This window comes from Stenotrophomonas capsici, assembly GCF_034961085.1.
Lineage (GTDB): Bacteria > Pseudomonadota > Gammaproteobacteria > Xanthomonadales > Xanthomonadaceae > Stenotrophomonas > Stenotrophomonas capsici.
In genome coordinates this window covers 1-12,002 of record NZ_JAYFUH010000238.1, presented here as the reverse complement: position 1 = coordinate 12,002, position 12,002 = coordinate 1, and the positions used below count along the sequence as shown (strand labels likewise).

The 12,002-nt window shown below is 68.6% G+C and carries 8 protein-coding genes and 1 pseudogene; 1 reads left to right on the top strand and 8 read right to left on the bottom strand.

Annotation, left to right across the window (positions count from 1 at the left end; translation table 11 throughout):
* Positions 1–438, top strand: a pseudogene (locus tag VA603_RS12215) (primosomal protein N'); the annotation flags it as partial.
* An 11-nt stretch (positions 439–449) separates the two neighbouring features.
* Here the strand turns inward: VA603_RS12215 and VA603_RS12210 are convergent.
* The 8 genes from VA603_RS12210 to VA603_RS12175 form a co-directional block, all read right to left on the bottom strand.
* A complete protein-coding gene (locus tag VA603_RS12210; protein WP_132865877.1) occupies positions 450–719 on the bottom strand; it encodes a hypothetical protein in 270 nt (89 codons plus the stop codon).
* A gap of 34 nt (positions 720–753) precedes the next feature.
* Positions 754–2,370 (bottom strand): hypothetical protein, encoded by a 1,617-nt coding sequence (locus VA603_RS12205; protein WP_323439006.1) that lies wholly within the window; start codon positions 2,368–2,370, stop codon positions 754–756.
* Positions 2,371–2,711: 341 nt separating this feature from the next.
* On the bottom strand, positions 2,712–4,538 hold the full coding sequence (locus VA603_RS12200) for a sensor histidine kinase (RefSeq protein WP_323439005.1): 1,827 nt from the start codon (positions 4,536–4,538) through the stop codon (positions 2,712–2,714).
* Positions 4,535–5,191 (bottom strand): response regulator transcription factor, encoded by a 657-nt coding sequence (locus VA603_RS12195; protein ID WP_132865880.1) that lies wholly within the window; start codon positions 5,189–5,191, stop codon positions 4,535–4,537. Before VA603_RS12195 ends, VA603_RS12200 begins: the two co-directional genes overlap by 4 nt.
* Before the next feature lie 196 nt (positions 5,192–5,387).
* Positions 5,388–6,824, bottom strand: a complete 1,437-nt coding sequence (locus tag VA603_RS12190; RefSeq protein ID WP_243694054.1) for a glycoside hydrolase family 47 protein — start codon at positions 6,822–6,824, stop codon at positions 5,388–5,390.
* Positions 6,824–9,532: a beta-mannosidase gene (locus VA603_RS12185; RefSeq protein ID WP_323439004.1), complete on the bottom strand. Its 2,709-nt coding sequence runs from the start codon at positions 9,530–9,532 to the stop codon at positions 6,824–6,826. Before VA603_RS12185 ends, VA603_RS12190 begins: the two co-directional genes overlap by 1 nt.
* A gap of 144 nt (positions 9,533–9,676) precedes the next feature.
* Positions 9,677–10,915, bottom strand: a complete 1,239-nt coding sequence (locus tag VA603_RS12180) for an AGE family epimerase/isomerase (protein ID WP_323439003.1) — start codon at positions 10,913–10,915, stop codon at positions 9,677–9,679.
* The gene (locus tag VA603_RS12175; RefSeq protein WP_323439002.1) at positions 10,912–11,907 is read right to left on the bottom strand and encodes a carbohydrate kinase family protein; all 996 of its coding nucleotides are present in this window, start codon (positions 11,905–11,907) and stop codon (positions 10,912–10,914) included. Before VA603_RS12175 ends, VA603_RS12180 begins: the two co-directional genes overlap by 4 nt.
* Positions 11,908–12,002 lie beyond the last annotated feature (95 nt).

Below are 12,002 nucleotides of genomic sequence, written 5' to 3'. Positions count from 1 at the left end.
GCCGGCCGCGCGGACCGTCCGGGCGAAGTCTGGCTACAGACCCACCACCCGGACAATGCGCTGCTGCACACATTGGTCAACGGTGGCTACCACGCCTTCGCCGAGGCCGAGCTGGTGCAACGCGAGGCCGCGGGCTTTCCACCGTTCGCGCACCTGGCATTGCTGCGCGCCGAGGCCAAGCAGGTGGAACAGGCCAATGCCTTCCTGGCCGCGGTGAAGCAGTTGGTCCCCACCGAGAGCGTCGTCGAGTGTTATGGCCCGATGCCGGCACCGATGCCGCGGCGGGCGGGATTCCAGCGCACCCAGTTGCTGCTGTCAGCCACGCAGCGGCGGCCCCTGCATGGCCTGCTGGATGGGCTGATGCCACAGGTGTATGCGTTGCCGCAGGCGCGGCGCGTGCGCTGGTCGCTGGATGTCGACCCGATGGACCTGTACTGACGTGGCAGCGTTCAACCGCCAATGGTGGACGCCGCGGCGGCCTCCATGCGGGTGATCACCGAGGCGAACGCATGCTGCTGCGCGATCACCGTGCGCCAGGCATCCCGGTTCGCATCGCACTCGATGCAGCGCCGCAGGTCCGGGTCGTGGACCAGCCATGCACCTGCAACCGGCCCCGCGGCGGGCCAGCGGATCGGGCTGCACGCGCGCCACGCGTTGTTCTGCCGGCCCGGCACGCCCTCGGCACGACGTGCCTGGACCATGCACCTGAAAGTGTTCATGACGCCCCCGCATCGCTGGCACGGATCGAACGACCTACAGATCCACGCCGAAGCCGATACCGCCTGATTTCTCGCTGCCACTGAATGCGCCACCCAGCGAGAACGAGCCGCGCGCGCCGAGCTTGCGGCCGTAGCCGATCGACAGGGCCTTCTCGCTGCCCTGGAAACCCGCGCCGACCGAAACGCGCCCGCCATTGCTCTGCGAACCCGCCGCATTCACCGCCATGTTGAGCATCGCGCTGCTCATCGCGCCCATCCGGTCGATGCGACGGTCCTGGCGGGTGAAGCGGTCATCCATCTCCCGCCGCAACCCGTCGAACTGCAGGTCCACGGCCTCGAAACGGCTGTCGGTATAACTGTTCGCGGCAGCGACGGCCTGGCTGGCGGTGCCATCGGCGTAGCTGCGGGCCGACTGCAGCGTGGTGGCATCACCGCTGTTCGCATGCGCCTTGGCCGAGGACAGCACGTTGGCGTCGCCCGTGGCCATGTCCGTGCGGATCGCGGCTTCGCGGTTGTCGGTATGACCGTTGGCCGCCGCCAGGGTGGCTGCATCACCGCTGTCGGCATGCGCCTTGGCCGAGGACAACACGGTGGCGTCGGCCGTGGCCATGTCCGTGCGGATCGCAGCTTCACGGTTGTCGGTATGACCGTTGGCCGCCGCCAGGGTGGCTGCATCACCGCTGTCGGCATGCGCCTTGGCCGAGGACAACACGGTGGCATCGGCCGTGGCCATGTCCGCACGGATTGCGCCTTCGCGGGTATCGGTGTAATTCCCGGCCGCACCGATGGCGGCCGCATCCCCCGCATCCATCTGCCCCTTGTTGACTGCATGGTCGGCGGCGGTGCCATCGGCCACGCCCGCCACCTGGGTCCCCCCCGATGTTCCCCCGGAACCCGAGCCGGCGCCGCCGCCAAGCGTCAGCGAGGCCTTGCTGGCGTCGTCGTAGTACACCGCCAGGTCCGCGCGGCCCTTGATCGCGGTGAGCTGGGTATCGATGGCCGACAGCGCGGCACCGACATTGCCGTAGCTGTTGCCCTGGACGGCGAAGGTCGGCGCGGTGAATACGCCGCCGCTGTAAGCGGCCCCACCGCCCAGCCAGGCCGCGACCCCACCCAGGTTCGCGTTCAACGACGTGCCCAGCGCGGTGAGCTGGCCCACGTTGGCGGCATCGGTGGCGGCCACGCCGGCGGCGACGTTGACGATGCGCCGTTGCTGGCTGGACGAGCCCACCGACACGACATTGGCCAGGCCGGCATCGGTGCTGCCAGCACCCAACACCACCGAACCGCCGCCTGATGCCTTGGCATTCCTGCCGATGGCCACGTTGTTATCCGTACCTGCGGTGCCGGACGTGCCCTTGTAGCCACAACAGCCTTCCTTGCCATCGGCGCCGTTGCCCGCCTCGCTGCCATCGCCCAGAGCGATGTTGTAGCTTCCGCCGGCACCGCCATCTCCGCCGGTGCCCCCGGCAACGCCGTCGCCGGCCTTACCGCCATTGCCGGCGCTGCTGCCGGCACCAAAGGCGAGGTTGTAGCCTCCACCGCTGCCACCCACCCCACCGCTCCCACCGGCCGTCCCGTTGGCACCCTGCCCGCCCATGCCGACCGAGCTGCCCTTGCCGATCGCTGTATTGCCCGTGGCATTTCCCAAGCCGCCGGCCGAACTGGAGTAACCGGGCTTGGATGGCCCAGACGCACCGTCACCGCCCACCCGACTGCCGTCCAGGCAGGCCAGGGCACCGGTACTTGCATCCTGAGTGCAGGGGGCCGTTGGCGTGGTTCCACCGACCACTTCGGCTGCATCCGCAGGCAGCGATGGGAACAAGATGAGCAGGCCGGCGACCGCCAGGGCCGCGGCTACTCGATCAGCCTTTGAAATGACACGGCCGCGCATGATGGTGTCCCCCGATTCAACTAGGGGCAAACCCTATCGCCATCGTTGCTGGATCAGCATCCACGAAATCAGGTACGCAGGTGTCCTCCGGACGCAGATCAACGGGCGAGGGCGAGCTCCAGCTGCACACGGGTTCCGTTCCGGTCATCGGCCGGCCCCACCTGCAGGTCACCGCCCATGCGCCTGGCCCGCAGCTGCATGCTGGCCATGCCGGCGCCGCCCGTTGCACTGCCCTGCACGCTCGCCGGCAGGCCGATGCCGTCGTCGTCGATCTGCAGCTGCAGCCGGTCACCGTCCCGTCGCAGGGTGATGTCCACCCGTGTCGCACGGGCATGCTTGAACGCGTTGGTCAGGGCTTCCTGCATCAGCCGCAGCAGGTCCAGGCTGCGTGAGGCGCCCAGTTCCACCCCGTGCAGGTCCTGCAGGTGCCAGTAGGTATCGATGCCGCCGGCTTCCAGCAGGGTGCTGGCGCGGTGCCGCAGGGGCACCAGCATCTCGGCCAGGTCGGCGTGCTCGCGTGCGGTGCTGTCGATCACCAGGCGCAGGTCATCGCGCATCTCGCGCAGCAGTTCGATCACCTTGGAACGCGGCATCTCCTGCGGGGCCTGCTCCAGCCGCGCGATCGCCCCGACCAGGGTGCCGCCGAAGCCATCGTGAAGGTCGCGCACCAGCTGCAGGCGCTCACCGGCGCGGCTATGCGCCAGCTCCAGCGCATGCTGCGCGTTCAGGGTCTCCGACAACTGGGACGTGGCCTGCTGCACTTCATGGCGCAGCTCGGCGTTGAACCCTTCCACGCGTTTCATCGTGTTGGCGAAACGGTAGGCCAGCACGAAGCCCATGCCCAGCAGCATCAACGGCGAGGTGAAGGACCCCAGGTAACTGACCCCGCCGTACCAGCCCATGTACACGCCCAGGTCGTGCAGCGACACCAGGATCGGCAGGACGATGCACAAGGCCAGCACCTGCGCGTCACGACGGCCACTGCGCAGCGCATAGCCCATGAAGGTGAACGACACCACGTACAGGAAGGCGATGAGTGGCACCAGGTAGAGGTTGCGATGCGGCCCCATCCACTGCGGCCACAGCAGCGCCGCCGCCATCGCCACCGCCGCCAGGCCCATCAGCACGCGCTCGAAGCGCGGCCAACGCCGCTCGCTGAAGCGCAGCAGGAACACGGTGTGTGCCGCCGCAGCCACCACGTAGCAGCCAGCGATGAAGGCCTGCCAGCCATCGGTGGTGGTAAACGGCCACGGGCTGGTGGCCACGAAATTGGTGTCGTACATGCGCCCGAACACCGCACTCAGCGCATACCAGCCGTACATCGCCTCCTTGCGCCGCAGCAGCCAGAACAGGCCGATCACGCCGGCCAGCACGAAGCCGATGGCGGTATCGAGCAGCTGCAGGTCATGCCGCACGCGGACTTCCTGCCGATAGCGTGCCTGCAGCACCGCGGCATCACCTACGTCGACCACGCCGAACGATGGCTGGTACGCCGCCAGCCCCGACACCCGCACCAGCAGTTCGTTCTCGCCCTGCCGCAGCAATGGCGACTGCAGCAGGTAGTAGCGCGGCACATGCCAGCTGCGCGACAACGGTTCGACCAGCGACGGATCACGGTCGATCAGGCTGCCGTTGAGGTAGACCGCCGCGGCCATGCAGGTGTAGTCCAGCAGCAGGCCGGTCGGTTCGCCGGCATCGCCCTGCTGCCAGCGCAGCCGGTACCAGACCACGCCGTCGTGGTCGGGCCAGCGCGTCTGCCATTGGTCGGCCAGGGTCACCGGCTCCCACCCCTGCAACGGTGGCGTCTGCGCCTCCCAGCCGCTGCGCACCGCTTCGGCCTGCACGATGCGCGCCACCGCCGGCGGAGCGGCCAGCGCGCCCCCCATCACCAGCAGCAACAACAGGCCCAGCAGCCCGCGGATCATGGCAGCAGCCCGAGCACGCGCGCCTCGAACACCGCCGCGGTGCGCGAACCGACGGCCAGCTTGCGGTAGATGTTGCGGGTATGCGCCTCGATGGTCAGGCGCGACAGGCTGAGCAGCTCGGCGATCTCGCGGTTGCCGTAGCCCTGCGCGACCAGGCCGAGGATGCCCAGCTCGCGTTCGGACAGCGGCACGCTGGCCGCCGGAGCAGGTGCCGTGGGTGTCGCCGCGGGCACGAAGGCAAGGATGCGCCGGGCGATCATCGGGTCGATCGGTGCCCCGCCACGCTGCAGGCTGCGCAACGCCACGCGCAGCTCGATGTCATCCCGGTCCTTGAGCAGGTAGCCCACCGCACCGGCACGCAGCGCGGCGAAGATCGCCTCTTCCTCGGCGAACGCGGACACGATCACCGCCTGCGCCTGCGTGGCCTGCTGCTGCATCCACGCGATCAAATCGGTGCCGGTGCCGTCGGGCAGCTGCATGTCCACCAACGCCAGCGCGAAGGATTCGCGCTGTAGCAGGTCGCGGGCATCGGCAAGGTTGGCGGCGGTCCGGAGCCGCACCGGCTGCGGGTCCAGCAGTTCGGCCACGAGCCGTGCCAGCCGCGCCAGCGACGCCGCGTCATCATCGACAATCAGGATGGAAGACAACTCCATCAGCGCCCGCCTCGCTCCCCGTTGCGGTGGAGTTTAGCGCGCTCTTACGGCAAGTCTCGTGCCTGCCCGGATGAATGAGCGCGCCCTCCACCCCCTCCCCCGCAGGCGGGAGAGGGGCTTTGAGCAGAAAGCCGATGCAGATCTGAACCCCTCCCCCGCCTGCGGGAGCGGGGGTGGGGTGAGGGTCGCTTTCGCTTTACCAGGTCTTCCGCAGCGGGTGTGCTTCGGTGTTGAACACCACGCCGTCGAAGTCCAGGGTCTTGGCCGGCGCGAACAGCAGGTAGTAGTACTTGAAGGTCTCGGCGAACAGGAAGCTCTCCATCGAGTCGTCCTTCTCCTTGCTGCGCACATCCTTCAGCGCGGCAAAGCCGTGCTCGGTGCGGGTGTGCTTGACGAAGTCGTCGAAGAACTCCTTGCCCATGCCGCGGTAGCGGGTGTCACCGGTGTAGTGGTGCAGGTAGTAGGCCGACTCGACGATCTCCGGACGCAGCGCGTAGCCCGGCGAGCGTACTTCCATCGCCGCGTAGTCCAGCGACTCCGGCTCGATGCCGTGCAGGCGCCACATCTTCAGGTTGGACTCCTGCAGGCGCTTGGCGCGGTCCAGGTCGCCGCCCAGCGCGAGCAGGCCCGGCATGAACGCATCCAGCGCGCCGTAGGTGGTGGAGGTGCGCGCGCCGGTGTTCATGTCGGCGTGGCCGTACCACAGCTCGCCTTCACGCACCTCGTCGGCCAGGTACTGGTTCAGCGGGCCGATGCTCTCGTCCCACATGCGCTTGCAGTCCTCGTCGCCGAACAGCTTCCAGCACTTGAGCAGGTACTCGTAGTACGAGTCGATGCCGCCGGCGATGGAGGCATCGGTGTTGGTCCACTCGCCGGTCTCGACGTTGATGTTCAGGCCGACCAGGCCGATCTTGGAGCGGCGGTTGTGGGTTTCCACCAGCGCGCGCTTGGCCTTGTCGTAGTACGCCTGCTTGCCGGTGAGCTTGGCCAGGGTGCCGAACTCCAGCAGCAGCGTGCCGGTCTCGGCCGGGTTGCTGATGGTGCCGCTGGTCTTGCCGGTGCGCAGGTTGACGTGGGTGTACGGCAGGCCGGTGGGGCTGTCGAACACCGGCGACAGGCGCGTGCCCAGGTCATCGGCGAGCTTGAGCAGGCGCTCGTCGTTGGTCATCTGGTAGGCCGACAGCAGGCCACCCAGCAGGCGGATGGTGACCTCGAAGTTCTGCACGTCGATGTCCTGGTCGAAGGACAGCTGGCTGACGATCAGCTCGCGCGCTTCGTTGGCTTCCTTGTCCATGCCCAGCAGCAGCAGGGTATCCAGGGCATCGACCGGCGACATCAACAGCGGCTGCGGGTACCAGTCGCGCGGCTTGGCGCTGAGCGGCTTCAGGTCATCGTGGCCCTTGGCGTACTGCATGTAACCCTGCCAGGCGTGGCGGGTGGCTTCGCGGACCTGTTCGGCCATGCGTGCCGCTTCGGCCTCGTCGACGGCCGGCACGGTGGCCAGGGTGGGCGTGGCAGCGGCGGCGGCCGGTGCGGCGGGCGTGCTGTCGCTCGGGGCGGGCGACGGGTTGCAGGCGCTCAGCGCCAGCATCAGGGCGGCGACCAGCGGGGCGGTGCGCAGGGCTCGGTTCATCATCGGGTCCTCGGAGTGGGAACGTCTTGCGGTGGTGCAAGGGTGGAGTGCAGCGTGTCGCCCAGCGTCTGCAGACGCAGCGCGGCACGCAGGGCCGACAGGTCGGCGCGGCTGCGCACGACCACGTCGCGGGGGGAACCGGGCAGCAGGTCGAAGGCGTTGTCCTCAACGCGCGCATCGACGTTGCCGAAATCAATCCACAGCGCACGCGCCAGTGAGGGGCTGCGCAGGCGCAGCAGGTAGTGGTCGCCCTGTGCCACCAGTTCGCTGCGGACCTGGCCGGCCGCCAGCGGTTGGTCCTTGGCGGCGGCGAAGTAGACGATGCGCTCGGCGATGACCGTATCGCCCTGCTGCAGCTCGAACACGGCCAGGCTCCGGCGCGGGTCGGCCCCCTGCAGCAGCGCGGCATCGCTCAGGCGCGCGACCTCGGTGGCCGCCTGCGCGGCCAGCGTCACCGCCTGTTGCTGCTGGTGGAGCTGCCTGCCGTCGACATCGAGCACGCGGATCCGTAGCTGCGCCTGCAGCGCGCTGCGGCCGTCATTGAGCAGGCTGACGCGGGTCACGCCCTCGTCACGCAGCGCCGCCACCGCGACATCGGCGAAGAAGCGCCGCGCATGGAAGTGCAGCGCCTTCCAGTGGCCGTAGTAGTCCACGCTCGACCACGACGCACCGGGCCAGACATCGTTGAGCTGCCAGTACAGCGATCCCATCGTGTACGGCCGCGAGGCGCGGTGGTGCAACGCCGCCAGCGCGATGCCCTCGGCCTGCATCACCTGGCTCAGGTAGACGAAGTCGGCGAACGAACGCGGCGTGCCGTACTCCATCTGGATGTAGTGCAGCAGCCGCTCGTTGCCCTTGCCGGCCATGAACTTCTGGTGCGCCTGGATCACCGGGCCGTCGATCTGCTGTTCCTGGCGCGTCGCGAAGGCATCGATGGTGGACTGCTGCGGCCAGGCCTGCAGCCCGTACTCGGACATGAAGCGCGGCGTCTCATGCAGATAGGCGGTCACCGGCAGCGCCGGGTTACCCCAGACTTGCCAGTAGTGCTTGTCGCCGCGCGTGGAATCATTGGCCTTGGCATCGAGGTCGTTGCTCGGCGAACTGGACCAGTACGGCACGCCCAGGCCTTCCTCGGCCACCACGGCGCGCAAGTCGGTGCCGAACAGGTCCACGTAGCCGTGCCAGACCTTGGCCGCGAACGCCGGGTCGGCGGCGGTCAGTTCCTTCCCGTGGCCCCAGTCCTTCCACGCGGTCTCTTCCTCGTTGTTGCCACACCACAGCACGATGCTGGGGTGGTGGCGCAGCCGGCGTACGTTGTCGCGCGCCTCGGCCACCACGCTGGCGCGGAACGCCGGGTCGTAGCCGGGCTGCATGCCGCCGCCGAACATGAAGTCCTGCCAGACCAGCAGGCCGAGCTCGTCGGCGATGTCGAAGAACGCATCATCCTCGTAGTAACCACCGCCCCAGTTGCGCAGCATGTTCATGTTGGCATCGCGCGCGGCCTGCAGGTCGCGACGCAAGCGTTCGCGCGTGACCCGCGCCGGGAACGCCTCGAACGGGATCACGTTGGCGCCCTTGGCGAACACCGGCACACCGTTGATGACGAAGCTGAAGCCCTGCCCGCCCTGGGCATCGTTCTCACGGCGCAGCTCCACCGTGCGCAACCCGGTGCGCAGGCGTGCCTGCTGTTCATCGCTACGGCCACCATCGACACGCGCCTGCACCGTGTAGCGGTCCTGCGCGCCCTGCCCCACCGGCCACCAGCGACGCGGCTGCTCGATAGTGACGGGCAGCTGCAGGTCGTTGCTGCCGGGGCGCAGCATCAGCTGCCGCTCGATGCGCTGCACGCGCTTTCCGTCCGGGTCCAGCACGTCCACGGCCACGCTGGCGCTGCCGGCGGCGTCGCCTTGCTCGACCTGCAGCAGCACCGTCAGCGCGGCATGTGCCTCGTCCAGCGTGTCGGTGCGCACGGCCAGGTCGGTGATGCGGTTGTCGTCCCAGCTGGACAGCTGCACCGCGCGCCAGACACCGGCGGTGACATAGCGCGGGCCCCAGTCCCAGCCGAAGTGGTAGGCCGGCTTGCGCGCGAAGTTGCCGACCATCGCGTCCTTCGGCTCGTCGCCGTAGGGCGAGGGATAATTGCCGGCAATCTTGTGCGGCATCGCCTGCACTTGCGGCAGCAACGTGCGGATCGGCGAGCGGAACACGATGCGCAGCTCGTTGCCGGTGGCCTTCAGCCGCCCATCGACGCGCGCGCGCCAGGTGCGGTGGGCATTGTCGGCGCGCAGCAGTGGCGCACCGTTGAGGCTGACCTCGGCAAACGTATCCAAGCCGTCGAAGCGCAGTTCGGCATGCCGGCGCTTGAGCGTGGTCGCGTCCACGTCGAAACGGGCGCGGTATTCCCAGTCGCCCAGGCCGATCCACTGCAGGCCGGCCTCGGCCGCGCCGACGTAGGGGTCACCGATCACGCCGGCGGCCTGCAGGTCGGTATGCACGCTGCCCGGCACCTGTGCCGGCCGCCACGTATCCAGCCCCGGATGGGCCTGCAACTGCGCATCGCCCGGCAGCAGCCGGAAGCTCCACTGCGCCTGCAGGGGAGCCGCCGACGCAACGCCCGCCACGGTGCACGACACCACCAGCAGGGCCAGCCAACCGAGCCGGATGAAACGATTTTGTATCGATCCAAATTTCGTGCGCACGTACTGCATGCGAGCTCCTTCGTGCTGCCGGTTTCGGGAGGGCCACGCCTGCCGGCGTGTCGTTCATTGCGTCCACGGCGCCGGGGTGCCGTGGCGATTGCCGGTGATGCCCGGACGCCCGCAGTCACGCAGGCGTCCGCTGTTCAATGCTGCTCAGTGCGCGCCACGCACCACGTTCAACACTTCGTGGCAGGCACCCATGGTGTGGTAATCGGTCTTGCCGGCCGGGCTCTTCTCGTTGCTGTACTTGCGGTTGTCGGCGTCCAGGATCCGGAACCAGGCACCGTAGGTGTGGTCGACCATGTGTTCCCACGAATACGCCCACAGCCGCTCGTACCACTGCCAGTAGGCATCATCACCGGTGCGCTGGGCCAGCAACGCGGCCGCGGCCAGCGACTCGGCCTGCACCCAGAAGTACTTGTCGTCGTCGCAGACGAAGCTGTCGGTGCCGATCGGCGTACCGTGCATGTCCGGCTGGCGGCGGGCTTCGGGCGCGAAGCCGTAATACAGGCCACCGCGCGTGGCGTCCCAGGAATTGGCCACCGCCACGTCGAACAGGTGGCGTGCGGTCGGCACCAGCCAATCGGCCTGCACGTGCCGGTCCAGGATCATCAGCAGCTTGGCCCACTCGGTCTGGTGGCCGGGCTGGAAGCCCCACGGACGGAACAGGTGCTTGGGATTGTCCAGGTTGTAATCCCAGTCGATGTTCCACGCGGTGTCGTAGTGCTCCCACACCAGGCCACCGGCCTTGGCCGCCTGGCGGCGGGTCATGTTGTCGGCCAGCTGCAGCGCACGGTCCAGGTAGCGCTGCTCGCCGCTGGCCTCGAACGCGGCCAGCATCGCCTCGCACATGTGCATGTTGGCGTTCTGGCCGCGGTAGCCGGTGAAGTTCCACTGCGCATCGGCCTCGTCGCGGTACAGGCCGTGCGGCGCTTCCCAGAAGTGCCGCTCCAGCAGCTGCCAGGTCTCGTCCATCCATTCCCGGCCCTGCGCGATGCCGGCTTTCAGCGCACAGCTGTAGGCCAGCAGCACGAAGGCCAGGCCGTAGCAGTGGTTCATGTCATCCTCGACCTTGCCATCGCGCAGGGTCCAGGCGTAGCCGCCGGTGGCCGGGTTGCGGTGCACGTTGCGCAGGTAGTCCACGCCGTGCTTCACCGCCTCCAGGTATTCGGCGTTGCCGAACTCGCGGTAGGCCATCGCATAGTTGAAGACGAAGCGCGTACTGCTGACCAGGTGGCGGTGGCTGGCGTCATACACCGTGCCGTCGTCCAGGTAGAAGTGGAAGAAGCCGCCGTTCGGGTCGATGCAATGCGGGTGGTAGAACGCCATCGTCCTGGCGATGTGGGCGCGCAGGAACTCCGGCGATCGGAACGCGGGCGATGCGGTGGTCATGCGGTTTGCTCCTGTTGCTGCAGCAGGTGGTGCACTTCGGCACGGTCGGGCATCGCGGCGAACGCGCCCTTGCGGGTGACCGCCAGCGCGCCGACGGCGGCACCGAAGCGCAGGGTGTCGGTGATGGCCTGCGGGTTGGCGCAGAACGCGGCAAAGCCCTGGCCGGACCCCTCGCGCTCGCTCATCGCCACCAGCACGCCGCCGACGAAGGCATCGCCGGCCGCAGTGGTATCCACGGTCGCCACCTTGAAGCTGGGCACCTGGCCATGGCCGTGCCGGGTATGCCATCGCAGCGGCGCGGCGCCGTCGGTGATGATCACCCAGCCGGCACGCGCGGCCAGCAGGCGCGCGATCACCTGGGCTTCGCCGTCCTCGCCCAGCGGCGCGGCCAGGTAGTCCAGTTCCTCGCGCGAAAGCTTGACCAGGTCGGCACGCTCCAGCGCCTGCCACAGCCACGGCGTGGGATCGGCATCGGCCGGCCACAGCGCCGGGCGCAGGTTGAGGTCCAGGCTGACCATGGCACCGGCCGCGCGCGCGCGGTCCATGCCGGCGTAGGTGGCCGCGGCGATGGCCGGCTCGGTCAGGCTGTTGGAGCAGACGTGGAAGCAGGCCGTCCCGTCGAAGCAGGCCGGCACGAAATGCTCGTCACGGAACAGCAGGTCCGCTGCCGGCGGGCGATAGAAGCTGAAGCTGCGCTCGCCCGCGGCATCCAGCGCCACGAACGCCAGCGCGGTCTTGGCCGCATCGGTACGCACCACGCAGTCGGTCGCCACGCCCGCCTGCGCCAGGCTCTCGGCGAGGAAGTCACCAAACATGTCGCGGCCCAGCATGCCGGCGAAATGGCTGCTGGCACCCAGCCGCGCGGCGGCCACCGCGACGTTGGCCGGCGCACCACCGGCGTACTGCAGGAACGCGCGCGGGGTATCCGGCGTGGCCGGCGGCTGCGCGAGTAGATCGATCAAAATTTCGCCGAAACAAACAATCTTGCCCATCTGGCCTCAGTCTCCTTGGGCGATGACGGCGGCGGGCGACATGCCCGTCCTGCCATGGGATAGCGGATGGCCGCGCTGCGGCACGGAACCCTCGT